This window comes from Methanolapillus africanus (assembly GCF_032714475.1).
GTDB classification, from domain to species: domain Archaea; phylum Halobacteriota; class Methanosarcinia; order Methanosarcinales; family Methanosarcinaceae; genus Methanolapillus; species Methanolapillus africanus.
This window is the reverse complement of record NZ_JAWDKD010000015.1, coordinates 45,284-60,872: the sequence shown is the minus strand read 5'-3', so window position 1 is coordinate 60,872 and position 15,589 is coordinate 45,284. Positions and strand designations below refer to the sequence as shown.

The following is a 15,589-nucleotide window of genomic DNA, read 5'->3' as shown; positions in this document are numbered from 1 at the left end:
TTTCCTGCGGGACTTTTTTTTTGGATTTTTTCCAAATCCCTTTTCTGTTTTGTTTTTTGTGGCGTGCGTCACGCGCGCGCGTTATGGCGACACATTTTCTTTTGGATTTCAAAATCGACGGGGTCGGTTTTGAAGATTTCAAACAAAAACGCATTGTCATTTTCTAAGATTCAAGAAAGCCGTTTCCGCTTAAACAGACGCCGTTGGCGTCTGTTTTTTGCGGGGACTTTAGTTTTGTTAGATGCAATTGGAAACAGTAACTGTAGATGCAAAATGGAGCAAGGAATCATCTGTATTGTTGGAAACTGTAGGTGCAATCGGAATCTAAAAAACAGCACCTGAAACCGAAACTGAAAACAGTCACCTGCTGATGCAAACTGAAATCTAAAAATAGCACCTGTAGATACAAACTGAAATCTAAAAATAGCACCTGCAGATGCAAACCGGAAATTCTTAAAAAACTATTTGAACCTGCAAACGCTTTTTTCTTTGTGTCCAAATTCGATCCTGTATTTATGGCCAAAAATGCTTGGCAAATGAAAGTTAAACGGCGCCCAACGATTCTTTCTCACTCCGTTAACGCGGAATGCAATCTGCGCTGTGTTTTTTGCGATGAGTGGAAGAAAAAACTCTCTTCGGATGTGATTTCTTTGGAATCCGACTCTTCCGAATCCAATTCTTCCGGTGTCGATTCTTCCGGCAGCGCGTCTTCCGACGTTCCGCTTGAAGACATTTTTAAGGTTATTGACCTTGCGCGTGATTTCGGTATTTTGTCTTACAACGCTTGGTCAACCGAACCGCTTCTTCGAAAAGACTTGCCGGAAATTATGAAATACGCCAAATCGGTCGGCATGAAGACGTTTATGATCACAAACGGAACCTTGCTCAAGAAACGCATGAACGATCTCGGCGACGTCGATTACATTTCGGTTTCCATGGACGGCCCGACGGCAACCAAGGAAATCCGGGGAACCAATTACGATAAAATCATGGAAGGCATCCGTTATGCGGCTGAAAGCGGTCAGTTGAACCAGCCTCTGTTGATGAACTGCGTCATCAGTTCCAAAAACTTGGACGAGGTCGTTGATTTGCTTCATACGGCCAAAGAATTGGGCGTTAAAATGGCGATCGAGCCGATTTATCTTTTCAAACGCATGAATGAAACATGTTGGGACGACTTGTTGATTCAAGAAGACCAGAAAGAGCAATTCGTTGACGTCATGAATCAGCTGATTGATCTCAAGAAAAAAGGTTATCCGATTATTAATTCCAAAACTTATTTGAAGATGGTGCGGGATCAGAAGCCGATTTCCAACTGCAAAGTCAATTTGAGCATCATGGCGATTGATCACACGGAAAACATGTACAATTGCCGCATTCACAACAAACCGCTCGGAAATGTTTTGTCTGAATCTGTTTTTGATGAAAACGGCAACATCAAAGTGAATGGGATTACAGAAGTTTGGAACAAAAGCAAAAGTGAACGAATGGATAAGATTCATAATTGCGAAGGCTGTCAGTTTTTCGGATATTCCGAGCTGACGCTGATGAATAATTACAACATTGAATCTTTTTACGGATACGAGTGGCTTTAAATTTTAGATTTTTGATTTTATGGGTTGGGTCAGCAACTGTTTCTACAATACAGTTGATTCTTGTTCCTATTTACTGTATCTGTTTCCAATTTCCATCTGTTCATTTTATGGGATTCCGCAAATTCAGACGCGAAACGCGTCTGAATTAGCGGGACCGGTTGCATCAACTGTTTCCGGCAATACAGTCTTTTCCTGATCCGATTTGTATCAACCGTTTCTAACAATACAGGTTTTAATCCGCTTTGCACCAACTGTTTCTAACAATACAGTCTTTTCCTGATCCGTTTTGCATCAACTGTTTCTAACAATACAGTCTTTTCTTGATCCGATTTGCAGCTGCCAACCAATTCTCATTCAAACCCAACGTCCGGGATTCGAACGCGAAGCGTTCGAATTCTCCGGACGAACGGGCTGTCCTTTAAAAAGAAAATGGCACCCCGCTTTTTGAAATCCAAAAGAAAAATGATCGCCATAACGCGCGCGCATGCCGCCACCCCGAAAACCTTGTAGCAATTTTTAAATATCTAAGTTTCCGATACACATTATTGTTTTATTTGAGGAATTAAAATGATTCTCCCACCCACTATGTACGACGCCATTTATGAATACGACGACGCTGAATACGTTATTTTCGGCGTGCCGTTTGACAACACGTCCTCTTTCCGAACCGGCAGCCGCTGGGCGCCGGACACCATCCGGAAAATGGCGTTCAACTTCGAAACCTACAGCCCGAAATACAACATCAACATGACCGATATTCTCGTCCACGATGCCGGAAATTCCGAAGTGTCCGTCAATGCCGACGAAACACTCGAATGGGTTTACGAAGACGCGAAAAGAATTGTGGACGACGGCAAATTCCCGATTATGCTCGGCGGCGAACACACGATGACGTACGCGCCCGTCAAAGCCTGTTATGAAGCCTGCGACGACAAAGATGATTTTGCAGTCGTTGTTCTCGACGCGCATTTTGACCTCCGCGCCGAATTCCGGGGCCTTAAAAACAACCACGCTTGCGTGTCCCGCCACATCATCGACGACATCACCCAAAAATACGTTTCCATCGGCATCCGCAGCGGTCCCCAAGAAGAATGGGAATACGCGCGCGACGCCGGCATCAAATATTTCTCTGCCGACGATGTTTTTGAAATGGGCATCCAAAACGTGATCAAGGAAACGCTTGAATATTTGGACAGCACCCACATCTATTTGTCCTTGGACATGGACGCGCTCGATCCGTCTTTCTGTCCGGGACTCGGCACACCGGAGCCGTTCGGCATGACCGACCGCGAAGTCCGCGAAGCGCTGCGCCAAATCGCGCCCTACACCGTTGGTTTTGACGTCATGGAAATCGCGCCCGAATACGACAACGGTATGTCGGCCAACATCGCCGCCAAACTGATGCGCGAATTCATTTTCGCCCGGGAAGCGTCCAAAAATAAGAAGTGCTAAATGGGAATCTGTTAATTATTTCACAAAGTTAAAAATTCGATAAAAAAAGCAAGACAAACGTCTTGCTTTCTTTTTTTCAATGATTGATTACTCGGCTTTTGCTTTCTTGCTCTTTTTGCCGACCTTTTCGGGTTTGCTTTTGCACATTCCGCAGCAGCATCCGCCGTCCATGTGGTGTTTCAACATCGCAAAGGCGGCAACGCCGGCTAAGACTAAAATCGCAATCTTAAGAAGTTTCTTCATTTTATCATTCCTTTTTAATTTTTTAAAACAACGTCTTTTTGAGACTTTGTTTGAAATACTTTAAACGGATTAAAATAGTTCCGAATTATATATAAATTTAATCATATATTTATACGGTTTCTTTTTATTAAAATTATTTTTTAAAAATTAATCAGCCGTTTTTGCTGAATTCTTTGAAAAATTCGCGCCATAACGCGCGCGCCGGCGCCGCAACAAAAAACAAAAATTAAAAATGAAATAAAAAAGAACGGTTAGTTCTTTTTCATAATTTCAATAATTTTGTCCGCGACTTCGCTGAGCTTTTTGTCGCCGCCCAAGTCATACGTCACATAACCTTCCGCAATTGCTTTTTCGGCAGCCGCGAAGATCTTTTGGGATTGTTCCTTTTCGCCCAAATAATCGAGCATCCAGGCGCCGGCCAAAATGGTGGCGTAGGGATTGACTTTGTCCATGCCGGTGTATTTCGGCGCGGAACCGTGCGCCGGCTCAAACATGGCGTAGTTGTCGCCGATGTTGGCGGAATAAATCATGCCGATGCTGCCGACCAAAGCCGAACATTCTTCGCTGATAACGTCCATGAACAAGTTCGTGGACAAGAGAACGGTTTTGTCGAAGGATTGCGGGTTTTTAATGAGCTGCATCGCGACGTTGTCGATGTGGTATTCCCAAACTTCGATGTCGGGATAATCCTTGGCGACGTCTTCGACGACCGCGAGGAATGTGCCGCATGTCTTTTTCAGGATGTTGCTCTTGTGAATCGGCACGACCGCTTTGTAACCGCGGCGGCGGGCTTCTTCAAAGGCGTAAACCGCAATTTTGCGGGACGCGCTCTTGGTGATTTTCCGGATGGCGATGACCATGTCGTCGGACAGTTCGACTTCCTCGCCGATGTAAAGGCCTTCCGTTCCTTCCCGGACGCAGACGTGCTCAACTTTTCCGAGCGGACCGATGGCGCCGTCGACGGATTTGATCGGGCGGACGTTGGCGTAAAGGTCAAACGCTTTGCGGATGGACACGGCGACGCTTCTCGGAGAGCCGATACCGCCGGGCGTTGTGGTCGGGCCTTTGAAACAGGCGTCCGTTGATTTTAAAATGTCCCAGGTTTCGGGCGGGACGAGCGAGTTGCCGCCGTTGGCTTTCCACCAGGTTTCGCCGGCGTCGCACATTTTAAATTCAGCTTTCGTACCGGCCGCTTTCAAGACTTTCATCATCGCGTCCACAAGTTCGGGACCAACGCCGTCTCCACGGATAACGGCCACAGTTTTCGTCATTTTCTTTTCACCTGATATTGATTTTTAATATTTGGCTTGATTTTTAAAATCTGATGGGATTGAAATCAACGGGATGGAAAAAACCCTATTCATTAATAAATTCATTGTTTGGCATCTCCTGTGTGAATTCTTCATTTATTTTCATTTTAATAGAAACGGTTAAATGCTGAAATGACATTCTTAGCATTCATTCATTTTATCCGAACTGATTTTCATCTCAATTTGTATGTTATTATTTTTCCAATTTTGATCAGAGTGATCTATTATGCAATTTTGTCCGAAATGTAAGAGTATGATGTTCCCCGCCAACGGCGAGTACAAGTGTAAAAAGTGCGGCTGCACGTCCGAAATGGAACAGGGTTCCAGCACCTCGTTCAAATCCGAAATCAAGGAACGCGAAGTCGTTGTTTTGGAAGGCGACATCGAGGAAGGTTTGCCGACAACGGACGTCATGTGCCCGGAATGCAAAAACAGAACCGCCTACTGGTGGCTGCGCCAGCTCCGGTCCGCCGACGAATCCGAAACCCGCTTCTTCAAATGCACCAAATGCGCCTACACCTGGCGGGAATACGACTAAAAAAATAATAAATAGAATGACGTCCATCATTCCATGATTTAATTAAATTATTCAAAAACGGAGGTTTATTTCATGGAAGAAAAATATTGTCAAAGCTGCGGCATGCCGATGGGCGAAACGGACGAACTGTACGGCACTGAAAAAAACGGCGGCAAAAGCAAAGATTACTGCCAATACTGTTATGAAAACGGACAGTTTACCGCCGACGTTTCCATGCAAGAAATGATTGACATGTGCGCCCCGCATATGGAAGCCAACGCCGGCATGTCGGAAGAAGACGCCCGCAAAATGATGCAGCAATTTTTCCCGATGTTGAAACGCTGGCAATAATGCCGGCTTTTATTTTTTCCGCCGGCAACGCGCGCGTTATGGCGGCACATTTTTGAGACGTCGGTAAAAACCATCTCCGTTTTTCTGATTTTCTTCTCTTCATCCTTTTATTTTTAAAACATCGGTTTTTAATTCCCCATTTAAACTTTTCCATTTATTCAGAATATCAAATATTATATATCTGAACTCTTTTATATCATGAGAAATTTTCACGAAAATCATTTTATTTTAAATTGTCCTTTCATGATTATCTTTAATTTTGAAAAAGAGTGATTCATATGTTCAAAGCTTCTATCGATATTGATCTCCTTCGGGATTCGATTGCCGCGCTCTCCGTCATCGTTGACGAGGTCCGCTTAAAAATTTCACCGGCCGGCCTTTCCGTGAAAGCCGTTGACGCGGCCAACGTCGCCATGGTTATTTTTGATTTAAAGGCGTCCGCTTTTGAAAGCTTCAGCGCCGACGAAACCGAAATCGGTCTCGACTTGGTGAAACTCAACGACATTTTGGGCATCGTCGAAAAGAAGACGCTCGTCGACATGGAGCTTGAAACCGCCGCTCAGAAACTTCACCTCAACTTTGGCGGTCTTTCGTACACGCTTTCTTTGCTTGACCCGTCCACCATCCGCTCCGAGCCGCGCGTTCCGCAATTGGATCTTCCGGCCCGCGTCGTTTTAAACGGCCAGGACCTCAAACGCGCCGTCAAAGCCGCCGAAAAAATCAGCGACCACATGACGCTCGGCGTTTCCGGAAATATCTTTTTCATGGAAGCCAAGGGCGATACCGACCAAGTGCGCCTGGAAATGGACTCCAACCAATTGATCGATCTCAAATCGGGCGAAGCAAACTCCTTGTTCTCGCTGGACTACTTGCTTGACATCATCAAACCCGCCGGAAAAGCCAATGAAGTGGCGCTTTCCATCGGCTGCGACTTCCCGATTTTGATCCAATTCGATATTGCGCCGGCCGTCTGCCACGTAACATTCTTGTTGGCGCCGAGAATCGAATCCGACTAATTAAATTAAAAAGAATGAAATTCATTTCATTCTCTTTTTTCCTTTTTTAAAAAACAGCCTTTTGTTTTACTTTTCTATCTTTAAACCCGCTGTATTACGCGCGCGTCCGGCACCGGTCAAAGCAAATCCGATTGATTCAGGTAGTTATAGACGTCCAAGAGATAAGAATCAACATCTGAGAAATAATAAATCACCGTGACGGAAACCACCGTTGCCATAAATGTCAGCACCATGAACGCGGAAATGGAAATATGCCAGCGGAAGAAGTTGATAACGTAATATTTATTTTTATAAATATTACCGGTTGCCCTCTCCACATAAGTGCCGATGAGCGTCGACACGATCGTACTGACAAAAAAAGTACTGACTAAACCGCCGACCAGTGCGTAAATGGGGCGTAATTCCGAAAAATAATACGCTAAAAATTGCAAAACAGCCATACCGATAACGAATAAGGCGACTTTGATCTTCATGGATTCGATGGGTTTCACAAAAACCAGTAAGAGTTTATTTGTATATATATTGAACCAAATAAATTGAATTAATAATTTGAACATAAATTTGAATCAACAATTTGAATCAAATAATTTCTGTTTGACACAACACATTTCTTGAGCAGCAACAAATTCAAATGAAAAAGAAATAATGCATAACACGAGGTTTTAAGAAATGAAGGAAAAAGTTCTTTTTGTGATTTTGGACCAATACGCGGATTGGGAATATTCATTTTTGGCAACGGCGCTGCAAGGCGGGTTCAAAGGCAAAACGTCGCCTTATGACGTCAAAACCGTCTCTCTGAACCGTGATCCCGTCAAATCCATCGGTAATTTTACAACGCTCCCCGATTATGGAATTGATGAAATGCCGTCGGATTACGCCGGACTCATTCTGGTCGGCGGCAATTCCTGGCGGACGCCGGACGCGAAAAAAGTCGCACCTTCCGTTGTCAAAGCCTATGAAGATGGAAAAGTGGTGGGCGCCATTTGCGACGCAACTGTTTTTCTCGGCATGAACGGGCTGCTGAATGATAAAAAGCATACCTCCAACATGCTTGGCGATTTGACTGCCGCCGCGCAGGAAAATTACACAGGCGGCGATCATTATTTAAATGAACCGGCGGTGCGCGACGGCCATCTGGTCACGGCAAACGGGACCGGATATTTGGAATTCGCTCGCGAAACGCTTCTGGCGCTGAAGGCTTATTCGCCGGACGACATTGAAGAAAACTATCAATTTTTCAAACTCGGCTACATTGATTTTTTGAAAAAAATGAATCTTTAAATTTTTGACATCGGTATTTGTCATTTTTTTATCTTCTTTTCTTTCCTTTCTTTTTATAATTTGACTTAAAAAATGATAAATTATCCCGATCATTTATTATATATTTCTTAAATCTTTCGGAATCCTTTGAATATTATTTGTTTAATTCTCCGATTATTCCGTGAAATTTCCGGAAAAATCAAGTCAATTTGTTTTAATTTTAATTTTTTTCAATTATTTTTGACGTTTCATTTTATGATTTTTTAAAAAATATCATTTCATTTGGTTTTAGGCCTTTTCTGTGTCCGCTGATTTACATCTTGCGTTGAATATCTTGTCCGGCTCTAAAACATTATGTCAATTACAATCTTGCAACCTATTCAGAAAGTTATCAGTTTGTGATTTATTTTTATCAAAGACGAAAGTAAAAAACGGTTATGCTATATATTTTTCATACCTTATGACTGCCCGTACAAGTATTTTCCAGGGGGTTTTTTATTGTACAAGGGGGGATGCGAAGTTGTTTTTCGTGTCTAAAAAACCGCTCCATTTCGTTCAAATGAATAATCCTGACAATTGCGCGATAAATCATTGATATTATTGAGTTTATCCGAGGATCAAAAGTGGGATCATTCATCCAAAAACTAGAATATTTACGGAGGTAAATAAATGGACAAACAACAAATTTTAAAAGACTTGTCTGACGCCATGGTTTCCTGTAAAAAAGACACCATTATGGCCGCAGTTGACAAAGCGAAAGCAGCCGGCATGCCGGGCGAAGAAATCATCGAAGGTCTTTCCGCAGGTATGACCGCAGTCGGCGACCAATTCGAACGTGGAAAATTATTCCTTCCGCACGTCATGATGGCCGCAACGGCTATGCAAGCAGCTGTTGACTCCCTCAACATCGGCGGCGCCGGCGGCGCAGTCGCTGTGAAGAAAGTCATTATCAACGGAACCGTCGAAGGAGACGTTCACGACATCGGTAAATCCATCGTGTCCACCATGCTCCAATCCTCCGGCTTTGAAGTCCACGACCTCGGCCGCGACGTTCCGCTCCAAAAATTCATTGACGCAATCAAAGAATACAACGCTGACATGGTCGGCTTGTCCGCTCTGATGACAACCACCTTAAACGGCCAAAAAGACGTTATCGAACTCCTCAAAGCCAACGGCATGAGAGACAAAGTTAAAGTCATGGTCGGTGGCGCACCGGCAACAACCGCATGGGCCAAAAAGATCGGCGCAGACTGCTATGCCGAAAACGCCAGCGAAGCCGTTTCCGAAGCAAAAAGACTCTTACTCTAAGGTGATTTAAATGGCAACAGAATATGCATTAAGAATGGGTGACGGCAGCAGAGTCTTCATGACCAAAGACAAAATCAAAGAAGACGTCCTTGCCGGTGCCGGAAATGCGGTTGACTACGGAGAAGTTCCGGACCTGTCCGCCAACGAAGTTGAAAAATTAATCGAAATTATCACGATGCCCGGAAAGGCTGTCAGTGTTGAATACGGTATGGAAGTTCCGGTCACACACGACATCAGCACCATCCGTCTCGACGGCGACCAGGGCAACAGCGGCGTCGGTATTCCGTCCAGCAGACTGGTCGGTATCTTGACCCACGAACGCGCCTTTGGTGCCGACACCATGGAACTCGGCCACATCGACTACAGCTACAAGCCGGTTAAGCCGATCGTTTCCCAAGAATGTCAAACCATGGAAATGTGTCAAAACTTGACCACCATCCCGCTCTTCTACGGTGCGATGCCGAATATGGGTCTCTACTACACCCCGGACGGACCGTTCGAAAACCCGGGAGACTTGATGAAAGCCTTCAAACTCGAAGAAGCCTTTGCCTCCATTGAACACTCCGCGGAACACCTTTCCCGCGACATTGTCTGGATCATGCAAAAACTCTGGGCCAGCGGCGCAGACGGTGTCAACTTGGACACAACTGCAGCAGCCGGCGACGGTGACGCATTCGGTACATTAACCGCTGTGAAAGCACTCCGCCAACAATTCCCGGACATGTACATCGAAGTCGGTATGGCCGGAGAAAGCATCATCGGTATGCACGGCATGCTCGAATTCGAAGGACACGCCCTTGCCGGCCTCTGGCCCCAGCAACAGGCTCCGGTCGTTGAGAAAGCAGGCGCCAGCGTCTTTGGACCTGTCGTGAACACCAACACCAGCAGAACCTTCCCGTGGAACCTTGCCCGCTCGATCACCTTCATCAAAGCAGCCGCCAAAGCTTCCAAAATCCCGGTCCACGTCGACATGGGAATGGGTGTCGGCGGTATCCCGATGCTCGAAACCCCGCCGATTGACGCGGTCACCCGCGCCAGCAAAGCAATGGTCGAAATGGCCGGCGTTGACGGTATATAGATCGGTGTCGGTGACCCGCTCGGTATGCCGATCGCCCACATCATGGCCTCCGGTATGACCGGTATGCGCGCCGGCGGCGACTTGGTTGCCCGCATGGAATTCTCCAAGAAGATGAAGATCAAGGAAGCCAAGGAATACGTTGCCAAGAAAGTCGGTGTCGACCCGTACGACCTTTCCGACGAATACGCCATGAGAGACGTTCGTGAAGAACTCGGAATCGGTGTTATCACCTCTATGCCGGGCACCCCGAAGGGAACCGCTGCCAAGATGAACATCGAAAAAGCTCTTGACATCAAGATCAACAGCTGCGACTTCTTCAGAAACCAACTCAAGAAGTAATTCGATCTAAAATCGAATACAAACTAAAAATCATGTTTGGACGACCGCCTCAAATTCGTTTGGGGCGGCCCAAATTTGACTTCTGCGCCGGTTTATTCTTAAGTTGATTCTTTTGCGATTCTTTTGTATCCTGAAGTTGATTCTTTTGTTTAATCTTTCAGCGCTCCAAAAACGAAAATTTAAAAAAAGGTTCTTGATCCGGTATTCATTCGGCGTTTCACGTTCGAATCGGTCCAAAATCGGGAGCCGCAATAAAAACGAGATTTCAATTCCATAAAAAAAGTTATTTATTTTTATTTAAATAAAGAGGTTTTAAACGATGTCAAAATGCAATGCATTTGCTGCAACCAAAGCACTCAACGGTGTCGAGTTTGAACTCTTCACACCGGATGAATTAAAAGCCATTCATGAAGCGACCATGGACGTTTTGAGCGACCCGGGTATCCAGGTTTCCGATGTGAACGCCAGAGCTGCTTTCAAAGAAGCCGGCTGTATCGTTGACGAAGCCACCAAAGTCGTCAAGATTCCGGAATTCGTTGTCAGAAGAGCACTCCAAACCGCTCCGTCCCGGTTCACCCTTTGGGCCAGAAACAAAAAATACAACACCGTCCAAGAATGCGGCGGCAAAGTTCACTGGACCTGTTTCGGTACCGGTGTCAAAATGTGCAACTACGTCTCCCCGGGAAAATACGAAACCGTTGACTCCGTCGAGCAAGACATTGCCAACATTGCCAAGCTTTGCGACTGGGCCGAAAACATTGACTACTTCTCCTTGCCGGTGTCCGCCAGAGACTGGGCCGGAAAGGGTGCGCAAGACGTTCACGAAGTCTTCACCCCGCTCACCTCCACCGAGAAACACTACCACGACATTGACCCGGTCGGCGAAAACGTCGAAAAATACTGGGAAATCATTAAAGCTTACTACGGCGGCAACGAAGAAGAAGCCCGCAAGAAGCCGATCATGTCCATGTTGGTCTGCCCGACCAGCCCGCTCGAACTCAGCAGCAACGCCTGTCAAGTCATCATGAAGGGCGCCCGCTACAACATGCCGGTCAACGTTCTCAGTATGGCCATGTCCGGCGGTTCCGCTCCGGTTTACCTTGCCGGAACCCTTGTGACCCACAACGCCGAAGTTCTCGCCGGTATCGTCTTGGCACAAATCGCCAACCCGGGAGCACCTGTTTTCTACGGCAGCTCCACCACCACCTTCGACTTGAAGAAAGGAACAGCACCTGTCGGATCTCCGGAACTCGGTTTGATCAGCGCCGGTGTGTCCAAACTCGCTAAATTCTACGGCCTCCCCGCCTTCGTCGCTGGTGCATAGACCGACGCCAAAGTTCCGGACGGACAAGCCGGCCACGAGAAAACCATCACCACCATGATGGCGGCCCTCGGCGGCGCCAACACCATCTACGGTGCCGGTATGCTCGAACTCGGTATGACGTTCTCCATGGAACAACTCATCATCGACAACGACATCATCCAAATGGTCAAAAAAGCCATGGAAGGCATCCCGGTTTCTGAAGAGACCCTCGGCGTCGACCAAATCAAGAAAGTCGGCATCGGCAACAACTTCTTGGCCCTTAAAAAGACCAGAGAACTTGTGGACCTCCCGTCCTCCCCGAAACTCATTGACAGAATGATGTTCGGCGACTGGGCTTCCGCCGGATCCAAAGACATCGCCACCCGCGCGCACGATGTTTACGTTGACGTCATGAAGAACCACGAAGTTCCGGCGATCGACAAAGACATCTACGCTTCCATGAAGGCGCTTGTCGACAAAGCTGACAAAGAATTCAAGATCTGATTCTGATATTCAGATCTTTTATTTTTTCATTTCAATTTGAATGGAATTGAAAATTTAAATGGATGGGATTTAACAGTCAAATTTTTGACATTCAAATCTTTGGCAGCCGAATCTTTGACATTTCATTCATTTCATTTAAATCTTGAAATGTTCAAAATCATCATTAATCAATAACGGATTATATCTAAAGAGGTTTTAAATATGGCAAACAAAGACGAAATTATTGCAAAAGCAAGAGAATCCATCATGGAATTCGACAGTGAAATGGCAGAAGAAGCAGCACAAGAAGCAATCAAAGCCGGTGTCAACCCGGTTGAAATGATTGAAAACGGTTACACTGCCGCCATGAACGAAGTCGGAAAACAATTCGAACAAGGCAAACTTTTCCTCCCCCACGTTTTGGCAGCTTCTGAAGCCATGAACGCCGGTATCAAAGTCTTAAAACCGGAAATGGAAAAAGTCAAAGCCCAAACCCAAAGCAAGGGAAAAGTCGTTATCGGCACCATCGAAGGCGACATCCACTCCATCGGCAAAGACATCGTTTCGTCCATGCTCGGCATTGCCGGCTTTGACGTGATCGACCTCGGCCGTGACGTCCCGATCGCTCAATTCGTTGCCAGCGTGAAAGAACACAAGCCGGTTGTTGTCGCTTCCTCCGCTTTGATGACCACCACCATGGTCAACCAAATCCAAATCGAAGAACAACTCAAAGAAGCAGGCGTTCGCGCAGGCGTGAAAACCATGATCGGCGGTGCACCGTGCACCCAAGACTGGGCCAACAAGATCGGCGCCAACATCTACGGCGAAAGCGCATCTGACGCCGTCGCAAAAGTGAAGGCCGCTGCAGGCGTTTAAATACTGTCTGTTTTTTACCTTCCGTCCGATAAGGGAAGTCATACTTCCCTTATCGTTTTTCTCCTATCGTTTGTTTTTTCTTTATGTATTTTGATTAATTTATAATTATTTTGATTAATTTATAATTATTTTGATTAATTTATGATTATTTTAATTATTTTATTGATTAATTTATTGATTTTATGATTATTTTGATTAATTTTATTGATTTTAATTATTTTATTTTGTATTTATTTTTACATTTAATTTCATTTCCTGCGTTCACGTTATTTTTATTTCCGATTTCATATTGAGTCGAGGGGTTTTATGACATATTGTTTAGGAATTGATACCGGCGGCACGTATACGGACGCCGTTATTGTTGATGTGGAAAATCAAACTGTTTTGGAATCTCAAAAATCGCTGACAACCTATCCGAATCCGATCGGCGGCATTTCGAAAGTTTTGGATTCTTTATCGCCGGACTATCTCAATGCCGTTTCGTCCATTGCGGTGTCAACAACGCTTTCAACCAATACCGTTCTTGAAAATACGGGCGATACGGCCGCTTTGATTCTCATCGGCGATGAAAAGTATTTGAAGACGGACGACTCGGATTCGACGTCTTCCAAAATTGAACATTATATTATCGTCAATGGCGGGCATGACGGCAACGGCGACGAATCGGCGCCTTTGGACACGGCCGCCATTGAAAAATTCGTGCTTGCCGTCAAAGACAAAGTGTCGGCTTTTGCGGTTTCTTCTTATTTCAGCATTCGTAATCCGGCGCATGAGCTGGCCGCTAAGGAACTGATTACGAAATTGACGCTTTCGGACGGCGTTTCCCATCCGGTGGTCTGCGGACATGAACTCGCGCAGTCGCTGGGCGCTTACGAGCGCGGCGTCACGGCTTATTTGAACGCGATGCTGCTTCCGGTGACGCGCCGTTTTGCCGAAGCGGTCATTTCCGAAATGAAGCGGCGCAAAATCTCTGCCGATATTAAGATTTTAAAATGCAACGGCGCCGTCGTCGGGATTTCCGAAGCGATGGAAAAGCCGGTTGAATCTATTTTTTCAGGACCGACGGCCAGCCTTCTCGGCGCGTCGTTTTTGTCCAAACGCGACACGTGCCTCATGATCGACGTCGGCGGCACCAGCACGGATATTTCCATGATGGAAGACGGTTTTCCGGATATTTCGGAATCCGGGGCGACGGTTGGCGGCTGGAAGACAAAGGTGCGGGCGATCCGGATGGAAACGTCGGCATTGGGCGGCGACAGTCAGGTTTGGCTGCATTCTCCATCGGTTTCCGATCTCAGTTTGGAAAAAATAAAACTGGGTCCGCGCCGTATTATTCCGCTGTGCCGGGCCGCAGCGCTTTATCCGGAAATTTTATCCGTTTTAGGCGACCGTATCTTTTTCGATAAATTCCGGTTCAATGAGTATGTTCAACCGATCCGCTTTTTCATTCGAAGCGGCGCCGACGTCGCGCTGACGCCGGACGAACAAAAGATCTATGACAAAATCGGCGACCGTCCGACGTCGCTTCATGATATTTTGTGGGGCATCAATTATCTGCCGTCGGAAATTCTGTCGTCGCTGGTTCAAAAGAAAGCGGTTTACATGATCGGTTTTACCCCGACGGACGTTTTGCACGTTTTGGGCGACTACACGGAATTTAATGCGGAGGCGTCTGCCATCGGCGCCCGGATCTTGTCCTCGTTTTTGGAGATGGATTCGGTGGAATTTTGCCGGCAAGTCAAAAAACAGTTCGCTCAAAAAATGGCGCTTGAAATCGTTTATTTCCTGACGGAAAAGGGTCTTTCGGATCCGTCGGGCGAGTTGCCGGCCGGAAAACCGCTCTCGGATTCCCGCAGCTTTATCCGGTCATTTTTGTCTTTCAAAAAACCGTATGCGAAATTCAAAGTCAGCGTTCCGGTTGTCATGATCGGGGGGCCTGTTCAGGCTTTTGTTCCCGAACTCAATGAACTCCTCGATGCTGAGTTTTTAACGCCGGAATTCTTTGACGTCGGCAACGCGGTCGGTTCGCTTGTCGGAAAAGTGTCCAAGCGTGTGGAAATTTCGGTTCGGGTCATTCAAACGGAATCCAAATACGATCTTCGAAGCAAAGGCGTTTTGGTTCATTATCCGGGCGGCCGGCGCGCATTTGAATACCGCGACGACGCCGTCGCTTTTGCCCGGGAAACCGGACGCGCGATGATTGAAGATTACATGCGGTCGGAAAATATTCCGCTGGAGCGGGTTGACTTAACGTCCCGCGAAGAAGACGTTTTCATCAGCAAAGGATCGGTTCCGGTTCAGACGACGTTTATTTTTGAAGGATTCGCCAAGAATTCGCTTTAATTTGGGTTGCCGGGCGCGTGTGTGCGAGGGTCGTGCGCGCGCGTTACGGCGACGTTTTTTTTAAATAGGTAAAAGGGTGGGTCGATTTTACAGATATTATTATCAAACCTCCTTT

At 46.3% G+C, this 15,589-nt stretch carries 13 protein-coding genes and 2 pseudogenes; 11 read left to right on the top strand and 4 right to left on the bottom strand.

Annotated features, from left to right (window positions below; all coding sequences use genetic code 11):
• The first annotated feature begins 491 nt into the window (after nucleotides 1–491).
• On the top strand, nucleotides 492–1,595 hold the full coding sequence (locus MsAg5_RS04105; protein ID WP_338099351.1) for a radical SAM protein: 1,104 nt from the start codon (nucleotides 492–494) through the stop codon (nucleotides 1,593–1,595).
• A 350-nt stretch (nucleotides 1,596–1,945) separates the two neighbouring features.
• Here MsAg5_RS04105 and MsAg5_RS04100 read toward each other — a convergent pair whose 3' ends face one another.
• Nucleotides 1,946–2,068, bottom strand: coding sequence for a hypothetical protein (locus MsAg5_RS04100; RefSeq protein WP_338099350.1), 123 nt, complete (start codon nucleotides 2,066–2,068; stop codon nucleotides 1,946–1,948).
• A 94-nt stretch (nucleotides 2,069–2,162) separates the two neighbouring features.
• On the opposite strand from MsAg5_RS04100, the gene speB reads away from it, so the two are divergent.
• Nucleotides 2,163–3,047: an agmatinase gene (gene speB, locus MsAg5_RS04095; RefSeq protein ID WP_338099349.1), complete on the top strand. Its 885-nt coding sequence runs from the start codon at nucleotides 2,163–2,165 to the stop codon at nucleotides 3,045–3,047.
• Between the two features lie 87 nt (nucleotides 3,048–3,134).
• Here the strand turns inward: speB and MsAg5_RS04090 are convergent, their stop codons facing one another.
• Together MsAg5_RS04090 and MsAg5_RS04085 are read right to left on the bottom strand one after the other, a co-directional pair.
• Nucleotides 3,135–3,290, bottom strand: a complete 156-nt coding sequence (locus MsAg5_RS04090) for a hypothetical protein (RefSeq protein WP_338099348.1) — start codon at nucleotides 3,288–3,290, stop codon at nucleotides 3,135–3,137.
• Between the two features lie 251 nt (nucleotides 3,291–3,541).
• On the bottom strand, nucleotides 3,542–4,561 hold the full coding sequence (locus MsAg5_RS04085) for an isocitrate/isopropylmalate dehydrogenase family protein (RefSeq protein WP_338099347.1): 1,020 nt from the start codon (nucleotides 4,559–4,561) through the stop codon (nucleotides 3,542–3,544).
• 265 nt (nucleotides 4,562–4,826) lie between these two features.
• Here MsAg5_RS04085 and MsAg5_RS04080 point away from each other — a divergent pair, with 265 nt between their 5' ends.
• From MsAg5_RS04080 to MsAg5_RS04070, 3 genes are all read left to right on the top strand, one after another.
• Nucleotides 4,827–5,138 (top strand): transcription factor S, encoded by a 312-nt coding sequence (locus MsAg5_RS04080; RefSeq protein ID WP_338099346.1) that lies wholly within the window; start codon nucleotides 4,827–4,829, stop codon nucleotides 5,136–5,138.
• 72 nt (nucleotides 5,139–5,210) lie between these two features.
• The gene (locus MsAg5_RS04075) at nucleotides 5,211–5,468 is read left to right on the top strand and encodes a zinc ribbon domain-containing protein (RefSeq protein ID WP_338099345.1); all 258 of its coding nucleotides are present in this window, start codon (nucleotides 5,211–5,213) and stop codon (nucleotides 5,466–5,468) included.
• Nucleotides 5,469–5,746: 278 nt separating this feature from the next.
• The gene (locus MsAg5_RS04070; RefSeq protein ID WP_338099344.1) at nucleotides 5,747–6,484 is read left to right on the top strand and encodes a DNA polymerase sliding clamp; all 738 of its coding nucleotides are present in this window, start codon (nucleotides 5,747–5,749) and stop codon (nucleotides 6,482–6,484) included.
• Nucleotides 6,485–6,600: 116 nt separating this feature from the next.
• On the opposite strand, the gene MsAg5_RS04065 is transcribed toward MsAg5_RS04070, so the two are convergent.
• Nucleotides 6,601–6,957: a hypothetical protein gene (locus MsAg5_RS04065; RefSeq protein ID WP_338099343.1), complete on the bottom strand. Its 357-nt coding sequence runs from the start codon at nucleotides 6,955–6,957 to the stop codon at nucleotides 6,601–6,603.
• A gap of 196 nt (nucleotides 6,958–7,153) precedes the next feature.
• Here MsAg5_RS04065 and MsAg5_RS04060 point away from each other — a divergent pair, with 196 nt between their 5' ends.
• The 6 genes and pseudogenes from MsAg5_RS04060 to MsAg5_RS04035 all read left to right on the top strand — a co-directional run bounded on the left by MsAg5_RS04060 (nucleotide 7,154) and on the right by MsAg5_RS04035 (nucleotide 15,474).
• Nucleotides 7,154–7,765 (top strand): type 1 glutamine amidotransferase family protein, encoded by a 612-nt coding sequence (locus MsAg5_RS04060; RefSeq protein ID WP_338099342.1) that lies wholly within the window; start codon nucleotides 7,154–7,156, stop codon nucleotides 7,763–7,765.
• A 648-nt stretch (nucleotides 7,766–8,413) separates the two neighbouring features.
• The gene (locus tag MsAg5_RS04055; protein WP_338099341.1) at nucleotides 8,414–9,052 is read left to right on the top strand and encodes a methyltransferase cognate corrinoid protein; all 639 of its coding nucleotides are present in this window, start codon (nucleotides 8,414–8,416) and stop codon (nucleotides 9,050–9,052) included.
• 10 nt (nucleotides 9,053–9,062) lie between these two features.
• Nucleotides 9,063–10,469: pseudogene (mtbB, locus tag MsAg5_RS04050) on the top strand ([dimethylamine--corrinoid protein] Co-methyltransferase).
• 319 nt (nucleotides 10,470–10,788) lie between these two features.
• Nucleotides 10,789–12,276 (top strand): annotated as a pseudogene (gene mttB, locus MsAg5_RS04045) ([trimethylamine--corrinoid protein] Co-methyltransferase).
• A gap of 201 nt (nucleotides 12,277–12,477) precedes the next feature.
• Nucleotides 12,478–13,131, top strand: coding sequence for a methyltransferase cognate corrinoid protein (locus MsAg5_RS04040; protein ID WP_338099340.1), 654 nt, complete (start codon nucleotides 12,478–12,480; stop codon nucleotides 13,129–13,131).
• 306 nt (nucleotides 13,132–13,437) lie between these two features.
• The gene (locus MsAg5_RS04035; protein ID WP_338099339.1) at nucleotides 13,438–15,474 is read left to right on the top strand and encodes a hydantoinase/oxoprolinase N-terminal domain-containing protein; all 2,037 of its coding nucleotides are present in this window, start codon (nucleotides 13,438–13,440) and stop codon (nucleotides 15,472–15,474) included.
• Nucleotides 15,475–15,589: the final 115 nt, after the last annotated feature.